Source organism: Novosphingobium sp. PP1Y (assembly GCF_000253255.1).
Classification (GTDB): domain Bacteria; phylum Pseudomonadota; class Alphaproteobacteria; order Sphingomonadales; family Sphingomonadaceae; genus Novosphingobium.
Map to the genome: position 1 here is coordinate 289,567 of NC_015580.1, position 21,053 is coordinate 310,619.

15 protein-coding genes are annotated in these 21,053 nt (G+C 58.3%); 14 read left to right on the forward strand and 1 reads right to left on the reverse strand.

Translation table 11 applies throughout. From position 1 onward, the window contains the following. Positions 1–2: 2 nt before the first annotated feature. Genes trbF through PP1Y_RS07575 form a run of 4 tightly spaced genes read left to right on the forward strand, consistent with a single transcriptional unit; the run spans position 3 to position 3,146 of the window. Entirely contained in the window at positions 3–686 is a 684-nt protein-coding gene (gene trbF, locus PP1Y_RS07560; RefSeq protein WP_013831697.1) for a conjugal transfer protein TrbF, read from the forward strand. Continuing rightward, positions 683–1,600 (forward strand): P-type conjugative transfer protein TrbG, encoded by a 918-nt coding sequence (gene trbG / locus PP1Y_RS07565; protein ID WP_041558664.1) that lies wholly within the window; start codon positions 683–685, stop codon positions 1,598–1,600. The genes trbF and trbG overlap by 4 nt, the downstream gene beginning before the upstream one ends. Next, positions 1,597–2,922 carry a TrbI/VirB10 family protein gene (locus PP1Y_RS07570; protein WP_013831699.1) on the forward strand — a complete coding sequence of 442 codons (1,326 nt, stop codon included), beginning with the start codon at positions 1,597–1,599 and terminating at the stop codon, positions 2,920–2,922. The genes trbG and PP1Y_RS07570 overlap by 4 nt, the downstream gene beginning before the upstream one ends. Then, a complete protein-coding gene (locus PP1Y_RS07575; RefSeq protein ID WP_013831700.1) occupies positions 2,919–3,146 on the forward strand; it encodes a DUF2274 domain-containing protein in 228 nt (75 codons plus the stop codon). Before PP1Y_RS07570 ends, PP1Y_RS07575 begins: the two co-directional genes overlap by 4 nt. On the opposite strand, the gene PP1Y_RS07580 is transcribed toward PP1Y_RS07575, so the two are convergent. Beyond that, complete coding sequence (locus tag PP1Y_RS07580; RefSeq protein WP_013831701.1) at positions 3,134–4,030, reverse strand: LysR family transcriptional regulator; 897 nt, start codon at positions 4,028–4,030, stop codon at positions 3,134–3,136. The two genes, PP1Y_RS07575 and PP1Y_RS07580, sit on opposite strands and share 13 nt — an antisense overlap. A gap of 206 nt (positions 4,031–4,236) precedes the next feature. Between PP1Y_RS07580 and PP1Y_RS07585 the strand changes: the two genes are divergently transcribed. The 10 genes from PP1Y_RS07585 to PP1Y_RS07630 all read left to right on the forward strand — a co-directional run bounded on the left by PP1Y_RS07585 (position 4,237) and on the right by PP1Y_RS07630 (position 21,052). Beyond that, on the forward strand, positions 4,237–5,001 hold the full coding sequence (locus tag PP1Y_RS07585; RefSeq protein WP_013831702.1) for an NYN domain-containing protein: 765 nt from the start codon (positions 4,237–4,239) through the stop codon (positions 4,999–5,001). Positions 5,002–5,054: 53 nt separating this feature from the next. Next, positions 5,055–5,312, forward strand: coding sequence for a type II toxin-antitoxin system Phd/YefM family antitoxin (locus PP1Y_RS07590; protein WP_232512576.1), 258 nt, complete (start codon positions 5,055–5,057; stop codon positions 5,310–5,312). After that, entirely contained in the window at positions 5,305–7,167 is a 1,863-nt protein-coding gene (locus tag PP1Y_RS07595) for a class I SAM-dependent DNA methyltransferase (protein WP_013831705.1), read from the forward strand. The genes PP1Y_RS07590 and PP1Y_RS07595 overlap by 8 nt, the downstream gene beginning before the upstream one ends. A gap of 10 nt (positions 7,168–7,177) precedes the next feature. Then, positions 7,178–8,488, forward strand: coding sequence for a restriction endonuclease subunit S (locus PP1Y_RS07600; RefSeq protein ID WP_013831706.1), 1,311 nt, complete (start codon positions 7,178–7,180; stop codon positions 8,486–8,488). After that, entirely contained in the window at positions 8,485–10,311 is a 1,827-nt protein-coding gene (locus PP1Y_RS07605) for a DUF262 domain-containing protein (RefSeq protein WP_013831707.1), read from the forward strand. Before PP1Y_RS07600 ends, PP1Y_RS07605 begins: the two co-directional genes overlap by 4 nt. Beyond that, on the forward strand, positions 10,308–13,448 hold the full coding sequence (locus tag PP1Y_RS07610; protein ID WP_013831708.1) for a type I restriction endonuclease subunit R: 3,141 nt from the start codon (positions 10,308–10,310) through the stop codon (positions 13,446–13,448). The genes PP1Y_RS07605 and PP1Y_RS07610 overlap by 4 nt, the downstream gene beginning before the upstream one ends. Before the next feature lie 75 nt (positions 13,449–13,523). Next, complete coding sequence (locus PP1Y_RS07615; protein ID WP_013831709.1) at positions 13,524–15,362, forward strand: hypothetical protein; 1,839 nt, start codon at positions 13,524–13,526, stop codon at positions 15,360–15,362. A 1-nt stretch (position 15,363) separates the two neighbouring features. Beyond that, positions 15,364–16,140: an OmpA family protein gene (locus PP1Y_RS07620; protein ID WP_013831710.1), complete on the forward strand. Its 777-nt coding sequence runs from the start codon at positions 15,364–15,366 to the stop codon at positions 16,138–16,140. Beyond that, entirely contained in the window at positions 16,140–17,546 is a 1,407-nt protein-coding gene (locus tag PP1Y_RS25305) for an EH signature domain-containing protein (RefSeq protein WP_083835183.1), read from the forward strand. Before PP1Y_RS07620 ends, PP1Y_RS25305 begins: the two co-directional genes overlap by 1 nt. After that, on the forward strand, positions 17,540–21,052 hold the full coding sequence (locus PP1Y_RS07630; RefSeq protein WP_013831712.1) for a DEAD/DEAH box helicase: 3,513 nt from the start codon (positions 17,540–17,542) through the stop codon (positions 21,050–21,052). The genes PP1Y_RS25305 and PP1Y_RS07630 overlap by 7 nt, the downstream gene beginning before the upstream one ends. Position 21,053: the final 1 nt, after the last annotated feature.

Sequence of the window (21,053 nt, forward strand, 5' to 3'; positions counted from 1 at the left end):
ACATGTTTCGACGCCCCTCTATCCGCTACGGGACCAGTCCAGAGCCCGTCACACCCTATCAACGCGCCGCACAGGTCTGGGACGACCGCATCGGTTCAGCACGGGTGCAGGCGAAAAACTGGCGGCTTGCCTTCTTCGGTTGCCTTGCGCTTTCGGGAGGGCTGGCAGGCGGTCTCGTCTGGCAATCGGCGCGCGGCACGATCACGCCCTGGGTGGTCGAGGTCGACAAGCTCGGACAAGCGCAGGCCATCGCCCCTGCCGATGTCGATTATCGCCCGACCGACCCGCAGATGGCGTTCCACCTTGCTCGCTTCATCGAACAGGTGCGCGCCATTCCCGCCGATCCGATCGTGCTGCGGCAAGACTGGCTCAGGGCTTACGACTTCACCACCGACCGCGGCGCGCAGGCGCTCAACGACTATGCGCGGGGCAACGATCCCTTCGCCCAAGTCGGCAAGGTGCAGGTCGCAGTCGATGTGTCGAGCGTCGTTCGTGCGTCGAACGACAGCTTCCGCGTTGGCTGGACCGAGCGGCGTTACCAGGATGGCGCACTTATCGAGACTTCGCGGTGGTCAGCGATCCTGACCACCGTTGTGCAGCCACCACGCACCCCCGATGCCCTGCGCAAGAATCCGCTCGGCCTGTTCATCAACGCCATCAACTGGTCAAAGGAGCTTAGCCAATGATCCGCCCGACGCGCGCCCTGCGCACATCCATTATGCTCTCAGCGGTAACACTGATCTGCATCCCTGCCCAAGCCATGGCGCGCGAACAGCGCGCTCAGCCGCAAGCAATTCCTGCTACATCGGCGCAGACTGTTGAGCCTGCCGACCCGCGCACCCGTGTCGGTAGAGCCAACGCCGCAGCGCGGGTCGAACCGGAGCGCACCAGCTATTTCAATGCCATCCAGCAATATGCCTATACCGATGGAGCCCTTTTTCAGATTTACAGCGCACCGGGGCAGATTACCGACATCATGCTGCAGGAAGGCGAAGAACTCGTTGGACCGGGGCCGGTCGCATCGGGCGATACGGTCCGCTGGATCATCGGCGACACGGTAAGCGGGAGCGGATCATCGCGCCGCGTTCACATCCTCGTCAAGCCGACGCGGGCCGACATTCGCACCAACCTCATCATCAATACCAATCGGCGCACCTATCATCTTGAACTCAGTGCGACGAACTCGACCTATATGGCCGCAGTCTCCTGGACCTATCCGCAGGACGCCCTGATCGCCCTGCGAACGGCTGAGGCCGAGCGTGAACGCACAGCTCCGGTGGCGGCGGGTATCAATTTCTCAAGCCTGAACTTTCGCTACCGCATTGCGGGCGATCGTCCCGGATGGCGGCCAGTACGGGTGTTCGATGATGGCCGGCAGGTGTTCATCGAGTTTCCGGGCGACATTGCGAGCGGCGATATGCCGCCGCTGTTCGTGATCGGCGCGGACCAGGCAGCTGAGCTGGTGAACTACCGTGTGCAAGGCCGGTATATGGTTGTCGACCGGCTGTTTGAGCATGCGGAATTGCGGCTTGGCGCAGGCAACAGCGCCAAGCAGGTTCGCATTGAGCGTGAACGCGCACGCCGCCGGAGCCGCTCATGAGCACGCGACCGCAGGATCATAGTGTGCCACCGGTCACCAACCGGATTGTCGAGGCTGAAGTCGAGACCGACGTTGAAACTGACGTTGATGCCGATGCCGAAGGCGACGAGCCTGACGACGAGAGCCCGGTTGCAGCGGCCAGTCCGGACGGGTTTCGCCTTGGCGGGGAACCGCCGCGCGTCATGCGACTGTCGCGCAAGGCACTGGCGACTCTTGGCCTCCTCGCCAGCGTCGGGATTGGCGGTGCGCTAATCTACGCACTGCAACCCAAGAACCACGCGCCAGCCGAGAATCTCTACGATACGAACAGCCGCAACCGCGCGGACTCGGTCAACGGTGCGCCTGCCAACTACGGCGACGTGCCCAAGTTGGGGCCTGCACTGCCCGGCGACCTCGGCGGTCCTATTGTTGCCGCACAGCGTGGCGGACAGAATGTCCCGATCCCGCCAATTGGTGCCGCTCCGGCCCCAGGACAGCCCGATCCGCGGATTGCAGCCGCCGAACAAGCGCGCGAGCGCGCCGCGCAGGAGCGTGACAGCGCCCGGACCAGTCGCCTGTTTCTTGCCGGAGAGACCGGAACGACCGACAATCGGTCTGCAACCGCAGTAGGGCCAGCGCCATCAGCTTCGATACTAGGTGCGGATCCAGCTCAACCGTCTGCACCAACAGCCACGTCAAGCCGCCGCGCATTTCTCGGACAGCGCGGCAACCGCAGCACGGAAAGCCCTGAGCGCATCATGCGCCTTGCATCGCCTTACGTTGTGCAGGCCGGAAGCGTGATACCGGCAGCGCTCATAACCGGCATCCGGTCCGACCTTCCAGGTCAGATCACAGCGCAGGTTACGCAGAACGTCTATGACAGCCCCACTGGCCGGATCCTCCTGATCCCCCAAGGCTCAAGGCTGATCGGTGAATATGACAGCGACGTAGCCGCCGGACAGAACCGCGTGCTGCTGGCTTGGGACCGCCTCATCCTTCCCGGAGGTCATTCGATCCTGCTTGATCGCCTGCCCGGCGCTGATGCTGCCGGTATGGCCGGCCTTGAAGACCAGACCAACTATCATTGGGGCAACATGCTCAAGGCCGCGCTCATTTCGACATTGCTGGGCGCTGGCACAGAGCTCATCTCGAACGGTGATAGCGATCTCATTCGGGCGCTGCGTTTCGGCACGCAGGACACCATAAGCCAGACTGGCAGGCAGGTTGTGCAGCGGCAATTGAACGTGCCGCCGACCCTGACCGTGCGGCCCGGATTTTCGCTGCGCATCATCGTCACGCGTGATCTTGTGCTCGAACCGATGCCTGCAGGAGGAGCGCGATGACCCGTCTCAAACTGGCTGATCTGGCCGATGAAAAACCGGTGCGGCTCACCATCGAGCTTTCTGCACGGCTGCACCGCGATCTGGTGGCTTATGCACTCGCCGTAAACGGCGGAGATGCCAAAGGTGCGCCGACCGCTGAGCGGCTCATCCCGCCCATGCTTGAGCGGTTTATCGCAACTGACCGGGCTTTTGCCAAAGCGCGCAAGACACCTCAGACGGGATAACGCTCGTTGATCAGGGTGAAGAAGCGTTGCAGCGCCGGATTGTCATTGTCTTCGCGCCAGTAAACCGAAAATTCGAGACGCGTCGTGCCGTTCTGATCGTGGATATCGCGGAAATGGAGATCCGGCCATGTCACGCCCTGCGAGGCTTCGGTTGCGATCGATATGAAACGACCGACCGACACAATGCTCAGCACGCTCTCGAGGCTGGTATTCTGCACGATGATGTTCGGCCGCCCGCCTTGTCCGGTCAGCCGCGCCGCAAGCAGATTGGCTAGAGTCGGACCAATGCCGCCGCCCGGCACCACGAACACTTCGCGGCGCAGATCACTCCAGTAGATCCGGTCGCTTTCGAGAAGCCGATGGCCCGACTGCAAGGTGACCATCAGCCTGTCAGACCAGACCGAACGCGCCAGAATGCCGCTCTCTTCCATCCCGGCCGGTGCCACCGCGACATCGATGGTCCGCGATTGCAAGGCATTCAGCAGCTTTTCGGGAGCGGCTTCCTCGCCATCGAACTGGACGTCAGGAAATCGGGTTAGATACTCGGAGAATGTCTGCTTCAGATTGCCTGCCATCAGTGACGAGCTGTAACCGACGGCAAGCCGTCCCTGCTCGCCATAGCTGACCGCCCGCGCGGTGGTTTGCAGATTGTCGATGTCAGTGATGATGCGCCGCGCGGACTCCAGAAAGACCTGGCCCATCTCGGTCGGCTCAGCTCCCCGCGTCGAACGTGTAAACAACTTGATGCCGAGTTTGTCCTCAAGTTGCGTAACCCGCAGGCTCAGCGTTGCCTGCTTCATGTTGAGCGCCGTGGCAGCACGGGAAAAGCTGCGGGTATCTGCGGTCAGAACGGCGTATCGGAGTTGCCGGACCTCGATCGTCATACTGCTATCGCTCCCCCATTCTCTTTCTTCCCGACATTGAGGCGCAATCGGACTGAAATCGCAATATAAATTCGCGATAATGGAATGAGGTCAGAGATCGATCCGTAAATTTACTTGCCCAGTCAGGCGGATGCCGAAATTTAACTTCAAATCTGTTTGATCTATTTTGGAGACAAATTTTAACGGCGGCGTGGTAAGGATTCAACATGTCGAATGAACCCCGTGCTCCACGTCTTGCTGTCCTCATCGACGCTGACAATGCCTCCTCCCGTATCGCTACCCGTCTGTTCGAAGAGATCGCCAAGATCGGTGAAGCCAGTGTGCGCCGGATTTATGGCGACTTCTCCGGAACCCGCCTCAAATCCTGGGCAGAGGTGCTTTCAACCCACGCAATCCGGGCGCAACAGAATTTCGCCTACACCACCGGCAAGAATGCGTCTGACATTGCGCTCGTGATCGACGCCATGGACCTGTTGCATACCGGGCGCTTCGACGCCTTCTGTCTGGTATCGTCTGACAGTGATTTCACCGGGCTTGCGGCCCGCATCCGCGAGCAAGGCATCGATGTCTATGGCTTCGGCGAGCAGAAAACCCCCGAGAGCTTCCGGCAGGCTTGCCGACGCTTCATTTACACGGAGAATCTTCTGCCGGAGGCTCCGACCTCGGAAGAGCCCGAACGCGCCGACCTGCGTCCCGCGACAGCCAAACAATCGCCGAGCGCCGCCGCACCTCTCATTCGCAAGGCCATCGCGCAGATGGACGATGATGGTGGCTGGGTTCCCTTGGGCCGAGTGGGTCAGCGTCTCGCCGAACTTGCCTCGGATTTCGATCCTCGCACCTATGGTCAAGCCAAGCTCAGTGATCTCGTCGACAAGGCGGGCCCATTCGAATCGCGCCGCACGGAATCGGGCCATGTCCAAATTCGTTTGAAAGTGTCGGGCGGCAAATCAAAAGCTACGCCTCCCAGATAGCTAGCTCAATCTAGGGACAGATATCTGCCGCTTTGAATCGGCGGCAATGACTGTTGCCATTTGATTTCGCCAGCAAGGCAAAATGCCTTTGCATTTATGGCCACTTTGGCCAAAAGTGGCACATCGAGAGCGGGCGTCAAACCATGCACATACTATCTGCCAAGGATGCGAAGTACAACTTCGGCAAACTGATCGACATGGCACGGGCTGAGCCCGTTACTGTTGAGAAGCATGGTCGGGCTGTGGTTGTTGTACTGGCGGTCGAAGAATATGAACGCCTGAAGGCGATTGAAGTGGGGCAGAATGGTTGATCAGGCGAACAAGGACGGGTTTCTGGAGGCGTTGACGCAGCTTGGCGGCGCAGCCGGGAATGTCCGCCTGCGTGACACTCTGCAATGGGACGAAGAAGTCTACTCCAACGTCAAAGACGCACTGATTGAATCCGGCGCGATCCTGTCCGGGCGGGGACGCGGTGGGTCCGTCTCACTGGCAGTCGGAGACAGCAGTGAGGTTCAGGCACGCCCCGCGTCCGTACCTAAGCCCCAGAAAGCAAAAGCGGCCAAAGCAAGCAGCAATTCCGGCGGCGATCTTGGCTTCGAGGCGGATCTGTTCAAGGCGGCGGACAAGCTGCGTGGCAATCTGGAACCGTCAGAATACAAGCATATCGCGCTTGGCCTGATCTTCCTGAAATACATTTCTGAGGCCTTCGAAGCACAGCATACCCGGCTGTCGGGAGAGGACTATGCCGACCCGGAGGATCCCGAAGAATATCTCGCCGCCAACGTGTTTTGGGTGCCGCCGGAAGCACGCTGGGCGCACTTGCAGGCCAATGCCAAGCGCCCTGAAATCACGTTTGTTGACGTAACCACCGGCCGCGAAAAGAAGGGCGACATCGGCGGGCTGATCGACAATGCGATGGAGGCAATCGAACAGGCCAACATTAAGGTGCTGAAGGACGTCCTGCCCAAAAACTACTCCCGTCCACAGCTGGACAAGACCATGCTGGGCGAGCTTATCGACCTGTTTTCCAACGTCGATATGCGCGGTGATCATGGGCAAGCACGCGACCGGCTCGGCCGGGCTTATGAATACTTCATCTCGCAGTTTGCCGGGGCGGAAGGCCGGCGCGGCGGCGAGTTCTATACGCCTCGCTCGGTGGTCCAGACCATCGTCGAGATGCTCGAACCCGGTCAGGGACGCGTCTACGACCCATGTTGCGGCTCGGGCGGCATGTTCGTGCAGTCCGAGCGATTCATCGAGGACCATCAGGGTCGCCGATCGGACATTGCCATCTATGGTCAGGAGCGCAACCACACCACTTGGCGCCTCTGCCGCATGAACCTGGCCGTACGCGGAATCGACGCCGACATTCGCTGGAACAATGAAGGCAGCTTCCTGCGTGACGAGTTCGCCCAAACGAAGTTCGACTTCGTCATGGCCAACCCGCCGTTCAACATCTCCGACTGGTGGCAGCCGCAACTGGAGGGCGACGCGCGCTGGTCCTTCGGCACGCCGCCGCAGGGCAACGCAAACTTCGCTTGGCTGCAGCACATTCTGCACCATTTGGCACCGCGCGGCACGGCCGGCGTAGTACTTGCCAACGGCTCGATGTCATCGCAGCAATCGGGCGAAGGCGAGCTGCGCAAGGCACTGATCGAGGCCGACCATGTCGACTGCATGGTCGCCCTGCCGGGCCAGCTGTTCTACTCGACCCAGATCCCCGCCTGCCTGTGGTTCCTTGCCCGAGACAAGAGCGCCAACGGCCACCGCGACCGCCGGGGTGAGATCCTGTTCATCGACGCCCGCAAGCTGGGCCATCTGGTTGACCGAACCCGGCGGGAATTCTCCGTCGAAGACATCTCCCTGATCGCCGACACCTACCACCGCTGGCGGGGCAAGCCTGAAGAGGTAGCGGCGGCCGGGCTGCAACCCTACGCCGACGAGCCCGGATTCTGCCGTTCAGCGACGCGGGACGAGGTGCGTGGCCATGGCCATGTCCTGACCCCTGGCCGTTACGTCGGTGCCGCAGACTTGGAGGACGATGGGGTCAGTTTCGAGGAACGGTTCGGGGGTCTTCGGGCGAAGCTGGCAGAGCAGTTTGAGGCGGGGCGAGTGCTGGAGGCGCGGATTGAGGCGGCGCTGGGAAAGACTTACGCCGTTGAGTAGCTGGCCCATCATGAGTTTTCGCGAGGCTGGAATTCGCCTGATCGACTGCGTGCATAAGACACCGACCGCGCAGCTTGTCGGCTATCCCTATGTAGCCATTCCTCAGATGAAGAATGGTCGCGTTGATTTCTCCGATGCTCGTCGGATCTCCCACGCAGACTTTGTGGAGTGGACCAAGAAGGCCCGACCGCAGGTCCATGATGTCGTCCTTTCCCGACGGACCAATCCCGGAGTCACAGCTACGTTCGGCACTGATGTTGATTTTGCCCTAGGACAGAACCTCGTCTTGCTGCGGGCGGATGGAGATGTGGTCAATCCGGAGTTTTTACGCTGGCTGGTCGTGTGTCCTGACTGGTGGGCCGAGATCGAGAAATACAATAACGTCGGCGCGGTCTTCGACAGTCTGAAATGCGCAGATGTCCCGAATTTTCGCCTGCCAATTCCACCAAAGCCAGTGCAGTTCTCGATCTCCCAACTCCTTGGGTCGATCGACGACAAGATCGAGCTGAACCGACGGATGAACGAGACGCTGGAGGCCATGGCGCAAGCGATCTTCCGCGATTGGTTCGTCGATTTCGGCCCCGTACGACGCAAAATGGCAGGCGTGATTGACCCAGTCGCGATCATGGGCGGGCTGACGCCTGATCCGACAGACGCTGCGGAGCTGGCGGCGCTATTCCCCATGGACTTCGAAGTTAGCGATTTTCCCATTGGCTGGGATGTGAAGCCCGTCATTGACCAGGCCAATTGGGTTAATGGCGCCGCTTACAAGAAAATGCACTTCGTGGCCCCAGGAGAGGGGCTGCCGGTCATCAAGATCGCTGAGCTCAAAGCGGGTGTGACGTCCACGACAGGCTTCACCAACACTGATCTCGGAAGCCGTTACCGCATCGACGACGGGGAATTGCTTTTCTCCTGGTCAGGCAATCCCGACACCTCAATCGATACCTTTATTTGGACTGGCGGACCTGCCTGGCTCAACCAGCACATCTTTGCAGTTCGGCCCAACGGCACCCGAACCCTCGGCTTCCTCTTTGCTATGTTGAAATACCTCAATCCGACATTCGCCGAGATAGCTCGGGACAAGCAGACCACTGGGCTGGGTCATGTGACCAAGGAAGACCTGAAACGCCTTAGAGTGGTCGTGCCGCCAAAAACCATTGAAACAGCGTTCGACATGCTGATGACGCCAATTTTCCAGAAGTTGCAGGCGTCGCTCCTCGAAAATCGCACCCTCGCCGAAACCCGCGACTACCTGCTGCCCCGCCTGATGTCAGGCGAAGTGCGCGTGGGCTATGCCGCGCAGGAGATTGCCGCATGACCGAGCAGAGTATCGTTTCCCAGGACATGACCCTGAAACGCCTGTTTCAGGACTTCTACCGCGTGCCTGACTATCAGCGCGAATATGTCTGGGGCGAGGCCGACGCTAAGGGTGAAGGCGGCGATCAGGTCGACCAATTCCTGTCTGATATCTACATCGAGTTTGAGGCAGCAACCCAGCACTTCGCGCCGGAATATTTCATTGGCACCATCGTTGTTTGCAAGGGTGAAGATCAGGTCTTCGAGCTCATCGATGGGCAACAGCGTACAACCACCGCTTACCTTACCCTTTGTGCGATCCGCGATGCGCTGGCAGACCTCGGTGCAGCCGTACCCGAAGAGTTGGGCAACCAAATCGCGGCAAGCACGATCGATTGGCAAGGGCTGACCACCTATCGGCTGCGGCTGGATGTACAGTACGAAGATGCGGGCGGTGTGCTACAAGGCTATGCCGAGGCCAAGGCGGCGGATACCCCGCGTGATGGGTCACGCTCGATCCGCAATCTGGGCGGCGCCTACGACACCGTGCGGGAATTCCTCTCGACCACATTTAGCGACGACCAAGCCCAAGTGCTGCGGTTCTATGGCTACCTCACCAACAAAGTGAAGGTGATCCGGATCGAAACGCCGACCATCGCCAAGGCACTGAAAATCTTTGAAACGATCAACGACCGCGGCGTCGGGCTCGACGCGATGGACCTCCTCAAGAACCTGCTGTTCATGCACGCCAAGGGCCAGGAGTTCACCGAGCTGAAGAGTGTATGGAAGGCGCTGACCGACGAGATCTACGCCGTCAATGAGAAGCCACTGCGGTTCCTGCGCTACTACCTACTCGCCACGTTCGATCTCGACAGCAAGCTGCGCGAGGATGCGATCTACGACTGGTTCCAGAAGAACCCCAAGCTTACCGGCCATACGACCGAACCTTTGGCTTTTGCCAAGCGCTTGCGAGAAGCCGCCCGGGCCTATGCCAATTTTTCGCGCGGACAGAACGTTCTCGGTCAGCCCGAGCCGGGCATCGAGAATACACGCTTGCTGGGTGGGCAATCGATCAAACAGCATTTCATGTTGCTCCTGGCAGGTCGACATCTGCCTCCGGCGCAGTTTTCCCGCCTAGCGGCGGAGGTCGAAAAGACGATGTTCGTTTGGCTGGTCACCTGGATTTCCGCCAAGGAGTATGAGCGCAAAATCGTGGATGGCGCTCACAAGCTGCGCCACGTCAAACCGGATCAGTTTGACGGTTTCATCGCTGAGACCTTTGCCAAGGAGCGCGCAGACCTCGCGCCGCAATTTGCCCGTACGATGAAGGAGATGAAGTCCACCTGGCTGCGACAGTTCCGCCTTCGCTACCTCCTCGCGAAGATCACACAGGCCGTGGATATCCAAGCATATGGCCCAAGTGAGTCACGCGATCGGCTGGCTGACTACACGGCTGGCGGCAATGACATCGAGCATATCATGGCTGCTGGAGCGGATGCAGAGGCGGTCGCGGAATTTGGCGAACGTGCGCAGGATGATGCTGTGATCCAAAGCCTCGGCAATCTGTTGCTCATCGAAAAATCGATAAATCGCTCTATTTCGAACACGCGGTATTCCGAGAAGGTAAAGGGCTACGCGCAATCGAAATTTCTTCTGACGAGGTGTCAGGCTGACGCGCAGGCACAACTTGTTGGTGTGGCGGACCAGATTACCAAAACCGTTCAAGCACTCGAATGCTGGCCTAAGTGGAGCATGGAGGATGTCGAAGCTCGCCAACTGTTCCTCACCAAGCTCGCCTGCCGCGTTTGGGACGTGCCGACGATTGACGAGGTCATCCCTGTATGACCAAATTCTCCGAAGATATCGTCGAACTAGCCAGCATCGAGATCCTGCAGGATCTCGGCTGGAACTATCTGCATGGCTCGGTCATCGCGCCGGATGGTGTGGCGGCTGAACGCCAAGCCTTTTCCGATGTCATCCTGCTACCGCGCCTGGAGAAGGCAGTGGCCGATCTCAACCCCACGCTGCCTGAAGCGGCACGGGCAGAGGCGATCCGTCGGCTGCTCACGAGTGAGACTGGCTCACTGGTCGAGGAAAACCGCCGCATACACCGACTGCTGACCGATGGCGTCCCTGTGGAATACCGCAATACGGATGGCCGCATTGTCGGCGACAAGGTCTGGCTACTCGATCTCGACAAAGTCGAGTCCAACGACTGGTTGGTAGTCAACCAGTTTACCGTCGTGGAAGGCAGTCAGAATCGGCGCCCTGACGTGATCCTGTTCGTCAACGGCTTACCATTGGCAGTGCTTGAACTGAAAAACGCCGCAGCAGAAAACGCCACAATTTCTGACGCGTTCCATCAGCTGCAGACGTATCTTGCTCAAATTCCCAGCCTGTTTCGCACCAACGCAGTGCTGATCACCTCGGACGGGATCGAAGCACGGATTGGCTCACTGGCAGCTGACCAAGAACGCTTCATGCCCTGGCGCACGGTAACTGGCGAGGATTTCGCCCATCGCGGTCAACCGGAACTGGAGACCCTGCTGCGCGGCGTATTCACGCGTGCAAATATCCTTGCCCTGATCCGAGATTTCATTGTTTTCGGCGATGCGGGCGCGGGGCCGTTCAAGATCATTGCCGGCTATCACCAGTTCCATGGTGCGCGAAAAGCTATCCGCGAAGCTGTCGATGCGAGCAGCCCCTTGGGTGACCGAAAGATCGGCGTCATCTGGCACACGCAGGGATCGGGAAAGAGCTTCCTGATGGCGTTCTTCGCCGGGTTGGCGGTTAAGTCGCCGGAGCTTTCGAACCCGACGATCGTCGTGCTGACCGACCGCAACGACCTGGACGACCAGCTCGCCTCTACATTCAGCCTCTGCAAGGACCTTCTCCGCCAAAACCCCGAGCAGGCCGAGAGCCGCGAAGATCTGCAGCGTCTGCTGGCGCGGGCCTCTGGCGGGGTCATCTTCACGACGATCCAGAAGTTCTCGCCCGAACGCGGGGAAGAGAGCTTCCCGATGCTGACCGACCGCCGCAACGTGATCGTCATGGCCGACGAGGCCCACCGCAGCCAGTACGGCTTCGACGCCAAGCTGGACGTCAAGACGGGCGCACGGCGTTACGGCTATGCCCACTACATCCGCCAGGCGATGCCGAACGCCTCGTTCATCGGCTTTACCGGCACGCCTATTGAGGCAGCGGATGTCAACACGCCCGCCATCTTCGGCAGGTACATAGACATCTACGATATCAGCCGTGCGGTCGAAGATGGCGCGACGGTCCCGATCTACTATGAGAGCCGTCTTGCCCGCATTGAACTGGACGAGGACGAGAAGCCACTGATCGACGCCGAGATCGAAGCTCTGGTCGAGGATGACACCCTGACCGAAGCGGAAAAGGCCAAGGCCAAATGGTCAACGGTCGAGGCCCTGGTAGGCTCGGACAAGCGCCTCAAACAGATCGCCGCCGACATGGTGACCCACCTTGAGGCGCGCACCGACGGCACCGAATACAAGGGCATGGCCGTCTGCATGAGCCGGCGGATCTGCGTCGCCCTCTACAACGAGATCATCGCCCTTCGCCCGGACTGGCATTCCGATGACGATGCGGATGGCGTGATCAAGATTGTCATGACGGGTGCGGCGTCTGATCCGCTCTCCTGGCAGCAGCACATCGGCAACAAGCGCAGGCGCGACGGCCTGGCCAAACGTGCCCGTGACCCGAAAGACCCGCTGCGGCTGGTGCTGGTGCGCGACATGTGGCTGACCGGCTTTGACGCGCCGTGCATGAACACGATGTATGTCGACAAGCCGATGCGGGGCCATGGCCTGATGCAGGCGATCGCGCGTGTGAACCGGGTGTTTCGTGACAAGCCCGGCGGGCTGATCGTCGACTACATTGGCATCGCGCAGAACCTGAAGAAGGCGCTCAGCGACTATACCGACTCCGATCAGGAGAAGACCGGTATCGATGAGGCTGATGCCGTCGCCGCCCTGCTGGAGCGATACGAGATCGTCAGCGGCATCTTCCATGGCTTCGATTACCTGCCAGGCATCCACGGCGCACCGATGGAGCGCCTGCAGTGCCTCGCCGGCGCCATCGACTGGGTGCTCAAGTGGGCTGAAATCGAGGCGGGCAAGGCCCAGTCACCGGAGGACAAGAAGAAGGCTCATCGCCGCTATCTCGATCTCGTGCTGGAGCTGACCAAGGCCTATGCTCTCGCTTCGGCCAGTGACGAGGCCCGAGAAATCCGAGACGAGATAGGGTTCTTTCAAGCTGTCCGTGCTGCGATCGCCAAAAGCACGGCCACCGGCAAACTTAGCCAGGCGGATAAGACGTTCGCTGTCCAGCAGCTCATTGACCGCGCCGTCGCTTCGGCGGAAATTGTCGATATCCTTAAAGTTGCAGGCATCGACTCCCCAGACATCTCCATTCTGTCCGAAGAGTTCCTGCTGGAAATCCAGGGCATGGAGAAAAAGAACCTCGCCTTGGAAGCGCTCAAGAAGCTGTTGGCCGGAGAAATTACCAGCCGCATGCGGACCAACGTCGTTGAGAGCCGCGCTTTCTCCAGACGGCTTGAGGATGCTGTGGCCCGCTACCATGCGGGTGCTTTGTCGGCAGCTGAGATGATCAATGAGTTGATCGCGTTAGCCAAGGACATGAAAGCTGCGCAGCGACGCGGCGAGGACCAGGGTCTCTCACCTGAAGAAATTGCCTTCTATGACGCGCTTGCCGAGAACGAGAGTGCTGTCGAAGCTATGGGTAGCGAACAGCTACGCCTGATTGCTCATGAGCTGCTGGAACAGCTCCGACAAAACGTGACAGTCGACTGGCACCATAGGGAAAGTGCACGTGCCCGAATGCGGGTTCTAGTGAAGCGCATTCTCAAACGGTATGGTTACCCGCCCGATCTTGCTGACGAGGCAGTGCAGACTGTGCTTGCCCAAGCAGAAGTACTTCTCAAAGAGGTTTCACAATAAAGTGCGAGACTTATCGCACCTCTTTGTTGGCTGCATTTTCATGCAAGCGAGCGGATCATTAGACAGGTGAATGGAATGGATGGCTTGCTTGAAAACGTCTTGGCTGGTGTTGGGGCACCTATTCACTGGGCCAGTCAGGCGCTTCTATTCTTTCTGCGCTATGACGCTAGCGTTTTCGTTTTGTGTGCCCTCGGGGCCTTCTGGTGCTGGCGTTTCATCAATCGCAATAAAAAATTGCACTACGACGAGGCAATGGCTGCGCTGCAGAGCCGGGAAGAGGCCTTATCGAAGATTAGCACCGCACAGGATCCTGTTGAGGCCCAAGTCTGGTTTTCAGAAGATTTCGACAACATCGCCGAGGTCATGGCGCGACCAGATCGACGGGAACTGGCGCTCGCATGGGAGCAATTCCGTGAAACATTCATCGACGAGAGCGAACCGACCATTCGGACGACGGCCAGAGCAGAGTCCTATTTTCTGCATCTCGCGGATGACACACGGGTGCTCGCCTGGGGAGCTAATATCGCCGTTGCCATCGGGCTAACAGCCACTTTCTTGGGTCTAATCGCCGCCCTCACCTCGGCGATGGGGACACTTTCAGGTGCTACGAACGGCACCGAGACGACCCAAGCTCTACAAGGCCTCCTACAGATCACTGCTGCCAAATTTTGGACTTCGGTCACCGGCATTATCTGTTCAATCGTTTTGAGGCGGACTGACCGGAGTTGGCACGAGAAGCTTCAGCATCGTCTTGAAAATATTTGCCAACTGCTAGACAGGGCGACCCTGTATACACCGCCGCAACGGATCGCAGTTGATCAGCTCCGTGAAATGAAGCGCCAAACTGAAGCGTTCCAAGTTCTGGGTACAGATCTGGCCACAGCTATCGATAATGCGCTGAACAATCGCATGTCACCAGTCGTGCAAGTCCTCGGTGACATCAGCACCAACATCGAGCAGTTTCGCAGCGGTGGGTTTGATCGCATCAGTCAGGACCTGGGATCAGCTCTGCGCGAGCACGCTGGACAAGAGATGCAGGCGTTGGCGCAATCGCTGACGGGCATGACAAGCAAGTTTGAGACGCTGTCGAGCGGACTTGCCAGTGTGCCACAGTCTCTGGAAACAAGCCTTCGTGACATTCGTCAGTCGTTCGAGACAGAACAGGAAGAAACGCGCCGTCGCCAGCGCGAGGCAGGCGAGCAAATGGCTGGTCAGCTGGAGCAGGTTGCCGCAAAACTGGAAGGCGTCACAGGTCAGTTCTCCGAAGATCTGGCGGGAAAGCTCAAAAATACCATCGAGACTGCAGCCGATACCAGTGGTGCAGCTCTTTCAGGCGCATTTGCGAAGTTCGGGGAGCAAATGTCGCAGTCCGCAGATGAACTTGTTAATCGCTTGGCCCTTCTTGCAAACAACGCAGGGCCCCTCAGCGAAGCCATGGCGCGCGCAGCGGATTCCACAAATCAGCAGGCACAAAGACTGGAGATTGCCGGACGATCTACTGAAGAGGCCGGGACCAAACTGTCAGCGGCAATAACTGAGCTGAACGCAGCTCTGGCACCAGTGGCCTCGGCAACCCGCTCTGTCAGCGAAGCCGCTACCTCGATTTCTTCGGCTTTGAAATCGCACGAGTCCGCTACTGAAGAGCTCACTGGACAGTTGATCGCTACAGCGAGTTCCGCGGAGAAGGCCTGGGAAAACTACGAAGGCCGTTTTGCCGGCGTCGACGATGCGTTGGGCAAGACGCTCGATGGACTGGTGTCTGCAACTGCCGAGCATGCCACAGCCGTCAACCAACAAATCGGTGAGCTAGATAGCGAGCTGGCGAAGGCAGTAAGTAATCTCAGGGACGCACTTGAGCCGCTCGAGGAGCTTGCCGACGAAATTTCAGCCCTCCTTGAAAAGCTGAAGTCCTGACATGAGCGACACTTCTTTCCGACGCAGGCAAGGAGAGCCAGAAGAAGAGAGCTACTTCATCTCCATGTCCGACATGTTGGTAGGACTCCTTTTTGTGTTCATAATTTTGCTTGTTTATTTTGCAGTTACATTCAAGCAAAAAGAAGATTACTTAGTTGGTGCTGGAGAAGCCCGACGACGGCTATTGGAGCAGCTTGAAAAGGACATCGAGCAAAAGCTTCCAGGCGTGGATATATCGATTAATACAGAAACAGGCATTCTAAGACTGCCTGAAGAGGTACTTTTCAATTCTAACGAGTTTGAGCTTAGTGACCGCGGACGCGAGGCAGTTAGCCTCGTGGCGCAAGTACTCGCCATGCGCTTACCTTGCTACACAAGATCCACAAACTCAGCGCTGATTCGGTGTAACGGCCGAGAAGAAGAGCACAAGATCGATACACTTCTTGTCGAAGGGCACACTGACCGCGACCCCATCCGGGGGGACACGACTGGACTGGGCAATCTCGATCTTTCTGCCCGACGAGCTACACGGACCTATCTTGCCCTGACCCAAGCCCAGCCCGGTTTGGCGATACTGACAAACGGCGATGATGTTTATCCCACGCCAGTTCTCGGCGTTGCAGGCTATGGTCCATATCGACCAGTTTTGGGAGCAGGGGGGCGACCTTTGCCGGAAACGGAGAAGGCACGTCATCGCCGCATTGATCTTCGCTTTATCATGGTAACGCCTAAGAGCGATGCTGCCCAGGAAGCTGCCCAAATGCTGAGGTCCAAATAATGGCTGGCTTGCTCGCTGTTAGTGCGAAAATCACTAGCGATTGGGCAATGCCCCGCCCGCCGCAGATCCGGGCTTTGGCAAAGTTGACCCGTGAATGGGGCGCGATGGGCACTGACGAGCGCGTCGACGCAGAGCCATGGCATCAATTTGTTCTGCGGGTTAATCCGTACAAGCCGTCCGAACTGGCTCGAAGAGATCTCAGGCGCTTGGCCAGCGAAATTTGGGACCACCCAGACTTAGAAGACTGTGTTCCCGACCTTCTTAGACACTGTTCTGCAATCGCGAAACGGACACTGGATCGACGGCTTGCCCGGGCATATTGGAATCGGTTCAAAGTCGGCGTTCCGTTATTTGTAGAACTCGGATTGTACTGCAAAAGTCGGCAAAAGCAGTTGGGTTCTCCATGGAGCGAGCTCTCACGCAGTATTCCAATTTGGGATTCCGAACTCGGTCCTCCTGGACTGGGCGACAGACTTTTGCGAGCCGAGGATCGCGAAGCATTCCTGGCAATGGCCAATCTACGCGTCCAAGACCTCAGCGGCGGCTTTGTCGACGCCGCGTTCGGTGCCCTCCTACAATCTCTCGCTGCAAAGCAGAATGTCCCACAGTCGCGGTCGGTCGGTCAGGTCGAGGGAGAAGACATTCTGAGCCTGGGTGCATCACTCGGTGAAAGCACGATCAAGGCGAATGCCGAGTTACTCGCATATGTTCTGCTAAAGCCCTGGATAGCGATGGATCCCGACGATGCCTATCGGGACAAAGTCATGGCGCTACTCCTGGACAGGCTTGGCGACCCCCGGACGTCCCAAAACAATTGGGATACCTTGGCTGAAAAGCTGTCACGCATCCAAGGCCTTCGTGATGCGGCCGAAGTTCTAAGGGTGCTGCATCAGTGGATCACCGAGAAAACAGTCCGACTCTTTTTTGATCTCATTGCTCGGACGACGGATCGCCCCGATCAGTGGAAAGAAAGGCGCGCATTCTGGGAGGCTTATCTCGACAATAAGTTTGTCGAACGTGCCTGGTTCGCTCTCGGCCAAGATGCGCGAGGTCTGGCCCAGATCGCAAAGTCATCGCATGGATTGCTATTCGGTCGGGTAGGCGGCAGCGGTGCAGCATCCAGCCAGTCCGTTCTGCTCATGAAAATCGGCGACCTTATTGTTGCCGAATGGAGCGACAACGGCCGCGCGCGCTTCTGGGTCGATGCGGCAGAGAACTCGAGATTTTTGCCAAAATTCAACAGCAAATACTATGAAGGCCAGACGCTGCGTTCGATGAGTGGTGGAACGGGGTTTGAAGCGATCGCTCACCAAGGCAAATGGTACAGAAAGTTTGCAGATCACATCGCGACCACAACACGCATACCTTACAAAGGACCAAGGCCGGTATCGCTATGGGGATGGTAGGATTTTCGTCGAAGGCGGTTCCTGAAGGCGAACTGCTCACACTGATCGGCCAAACTGGCGAAACTGTGCCATTCGACGATTGGACACTCAAAGCACCAGCGCATGCGCGCGGCATCGCTGCTGACTTGCTCGATCGTTGGGCCAATGATGCTCGCGGCGTTGACGGGGCGCCTTTGATCACCCCAACAGATGATGGCTCTGTGCTCCTCCACGGTTCCGTTGTTGCGGCATTTTCGGAGCAGGAAGCAGCGGCTCTCGCACTCCCACCTGCAATTCGCATTCAGTTGGAGATCGAAACATCAGGCGTGTTTGGTCGTCCAGGATTCCGACTGGAAACACGATGGGTTCGACCAGGTGGTCTGGCTGCCCGCGTAACTCCGGTTGCTGGTCGCCTGCGCTTCAATGCCCAGGATTGGCGGTTAGCTGAACCACTATGGTCAACGCTCGAAGCTGTTCGGGCGGTAAATGGCGCTACGGATGACGCCGGACAACAGTTTGCGATGTCGCAGCTCCGCGAAACACTTAGTGCCGCAGAAGGGGACATCCTGCATCCCAATGGTTTCCTCAAGCGGTTGCGAATTAGCTATGCGGCTGGCTTCTCACTCGATCTCAAGACCGATGGCAGACATTTTGATTTCGACCCCATCCTCTTCAGTCGGGCGCGGCGCAACGCTGCCCAGGAAGGCGAAATGCCAGATGGGGAGGATGACGGTCTGTTACCTCCGTCCCTTCAGCAAAGGTTCGTTGAGAAGTTTCGTGGGTCTGATCGTGCCCTCAATGCCTATCGGTTAGACGATTGCACGATTGTCTATCTGGACCCCGAACTTAAAGGTGCACTCGAAATTGTGCGCCGCGCCCAAGGGCTGGATGAGGAAAGCCGCCGCAAGTTTGCGTTGAGCCCGAGGCGCTACATCTCTGAAGCCATGCCGGACGGCGCATTGGCCGACGGGTCGGTCGACGCGCTCTTTATCGAGACGCAGCAATATTCTGAACGGGTCAACGGCATCGACATCTGGCGAAAGCCGGTTCTGCCTTGGATCAAGCCGAAAGCGAACAGTTGGCTTCCCGAAAGCTTTGGCCTCTATATCGGTGATCCTCCCGAGGGCGAGCAAGTCGATATTGCTGCTGAGCAGCTCGATGAAGCCATCAACGCTTTAGAGAAGGCTGTCGTAGAAGGACAAGATAGCGTCCAGATTGGGAACGCCACAGTGCCTGCCACGGCACAGGCATTGGATTCGCTTCGTGCCCTTCGCGATCGGATCACCCCTGTAGCCGCATCATCGAGCCCAGACAGTGAACCGACTGACCAGGCATGCCCATTGTTCCTGACAGTGTCGGAAAACTTCGAGCAAGTTGAGTATGAGGAAAGTGCCCTTGGTGCTGTCCAGACCTTCACTAGCCCTCAATTCCCGAATGCGGTTTCCAGCGAACCCAAGGATCATCAGCGAACAGGCTTTAACTGGCTAGCAGAAGCGTGGGCTAACCGGATGCCGGGCGTGTTGCTCGCAGATGATATGGGTTTGGGGAAAACGTACCAGCTCCTGTCGTTCCTTGCATGGCTGCGCCATGATCAGCGCGTCACAGAACCTTTTCTGATAATTGCTCCTACCGGCCTGCTCGAAAACTGGCGCCAGGAAATGCAGCTCCATCTTGTTGAGGGCGCTCTCGGAGAAATTTTACCTGCATTTGGCACCAATCTTGGCCTGCTGAGGCAGGGCCGAGGCCGCGATACGCAGTCGGGATCAGCACAACTCTCGGCAAGCGCCTTCGAGGGCTATGGCGTGGTCCTGACGACCTACGAGACCTTGCGGGACTATCACATGAGTTTTGCGCGTCAGCGGTTTGCCGTCGCAGTCTGCGACGAGGCGCAAAAGATCAAGAACGCTACCAGCCAGATCCGCCGCGCTGCTACCACTGTAAACGCACGCTTTCGGATAGCGTTGACTGGTACGCCGGTAGAGAACCGGTTGCAGGATTTATGGACCATTATGGATTGGTCTTGGCCAAAGCTGCTTGGTGCAAGTCGGGATTTTGAACGCCGCTACACTGAAGACGATGCCGCTGCGCTAGGCGAACTTCGCGGCCAGCTAGTAGATCGGCAAGACGGGCGTCCACCCGTAATGCTTCGGCGCATGAAGAGCGAAGTCCTTGACGGTCTGCCCCAGAAGCGGATCGTCAAGCATCAGATCTATATGCCGCCCGCCCAGGCGGACCGCTACTCTCGCGCAATCGAACAAGCGGTAGCACTGCGCGGAAGTGGTCAACGGGGCTTGATGCTCAAGGTGTTACACGAACTGCGGAGCACCTCGCTCTATCCGGGAAGTCCGGACGGCGCTGAATTCGATCCAGCACATTCGGCAAGGTTGCAGGCGGTGTTCACGGCGCTTGAGCAGATCAAAATGGCCGGAGAAAAAGCACTGGTCTTCTGTGAAGACCTTGCGATGCAAGCAAGGCTCGCTGCCGAAATCCGTCATCGTTTTGACATTTCTCATCCTGTTGCCCGGATCCACGGCGGTGTTGGACCTCAGATGCGACAACAGATTGTGAACGCATTTCAGACACGACCAGCTGGGTTCGACGTGCTCATTCTGTCCCCCAAAGCCGGCGGCGTAGGCCTTACTCTGACTGCTGCCAATCATGTCATCCACGCTTCGCGCTGGTGGAACCCTGCAGTCGAAGACCAGGCTACAGACCGTGTCTATCGCATCGGTCAAACTCGCGATGTCACGGTGCATTTACCTCTGGCGGTTCACCCCGACCCCAGTCTCCGCGACGCGAGTTTTGACTTCAAGTTAGACCAGCTGATGGAACGCAAGCGTGGATTGAGCGCCCAGCTTCTGATGCCAGGCGAAACCAATGGCGACCTGGACAATTTGTTTGAGAGCCTGTTCGAACCGGCGGCCACCGATCAGCCCGATCAGACAGCTTCGGATGCTGTGGTTCATGCGGTTCCAGCAAACTTGGCACCAGAGGCCCCGGAGCAGCGTCCGACCCTTTCAGTACGCCATCAACCTGTTGAACACTCCCACAAGGCACCGAGAATGGTCCGCTATAATCAGGGAGATGATCGCGCCTGGGACATTTTTGCCGACAATCTGGGAAAGCGCGCGATCGAGCATCTCATCATTCGCGATCCATATGCGTTGGCCGGACGCCGCAACCGACTGCTCACGGCAGACTTCGCTTCTCACCTAGCCCGAAAGGTGCCGGGCGTTTCGCGTGTCACAGTCATTGCGTGGGATGCGGAAAGCGCGCGAAATGACAACTTCGAAACAACGCAGCGCACAGTGGATGATATGGAGCGGGAATGGGATCGGCGCTTCATGGGCCGTGTTCCGCTCCTTCTCGAACTCAAGTCGCGCGGCGAAGATCGGCGTTTTCATGATCGTTGGATTGAAGCATATTTAGATGACGGTGACCGCTTGGCTTGGAACCTTACAAGTGGTGTCGACGGTTTCATGAACACCGACAGCGAATGCACCGTTACGCTTTGGGACGACGTTTGAA

Excerpts from the sequence above, each read along its gene's own strand:
- trbF (WP_013831697.1), top strand. The coding sequence starts at position 3 with ATGTTTCGACGCCCCTCTATCCGCTACGGGACCAGTCCAGAGCCCGTC.
- trbG (WP_041558664.1), top strand. The coding sequence starts at position 683 with ATGATCCGCCCGACGCGCGCCCTGCGCACATCCATTATGCTCTCAGCG.
- PP1Y_RS07570 (WP_013831699.1), top strand. The coding sequence starts at position 1,597 with ATGAGCACGCGACCGCAGGATCATAGTGTGCCACCGGTCACCAACCGG.
- PP1Y_RS07575 (WP_013831700.1), top strand. The coding sequence starts at position 2,919 with ATGACCCGTCTCAAACTGGCTGATCTGGCCGATGAAAAACCGGTGCGG.
- PP1Y_RS07580 (WP_013831701.1), bottom strand. The coding sequence starts at position 4,030 with ATGACGATCGAGGTCCGGCAACTCCGATACGCCGTTCTGACCGCAGAT.
- PP1Y_RS07585 (WP_013831702.1), top strand. The coding sequence starts at position 4,237 with ATGTCGAATGAACCCCGTGCTCCACGTCTTGCTGTCCTCATCGACGCT.
- PP1Y_RS07595 (WP_013831705.1), top strand. The coding sequence starts at position 5,305 with ATGGTTGATCAGGCGAACAAGGACGGGTTTCTGGAGGCGTTGACGCAG.
- PP1Y_RS07600 (WP_013831706.1), top strand. The coding sequence starts at position 7,178 with ATGAGTTTTCGCGAGGCTGGAATTCGCCTGATCGACTGCGTGCATAAG.
- PP1Y_RS07605 (WP_013831707.1), top strand. The coding sequence starts at position 8,485 with ATGACCGAGCAGAGTATCGTTTCCCAGGACATGACCCTGAAACGCCTG.
- PP1Y_RS07610 (WP_013831708.1), top strand. The coding sequence starts at position 10,308 with ATGACCAAATTCTCCGAAGATATCGTCGAACTAGCCAGCATCGAGATC.
- PP1Y_RS07615 (WP_013831709.1), top strand. The coding sequence starts at position 13,524 with ATGGATGGCTTGCTTGAAAACGTCTTGGCTGGTGTTGGGGCACCTATT.
- PP1Y_RS07620 (WP_013831710.1), top strand. The coding sequence starts at position 15,364 with ATGAGCGACACTTCTTTCCGACGCAGGCAAGGAGAGCCAGAAGAAGAG.
- PP1Y_RS25305 (WP_083835183.1), top strand. The coding sequence starts at position 16,140 with ATGGCTGGCTTGCTCGCTGTTAGTGCGAAAATCACTAGCGATTGGGCA.
- PP1Y_RS07630 (WP_013831712.1), top strand. The coding sequence starts at position 17,540 with ATGGTAGGATTTTCGTCGAAGGCGGTTCCTGAAGGCGAACTGCTCACA.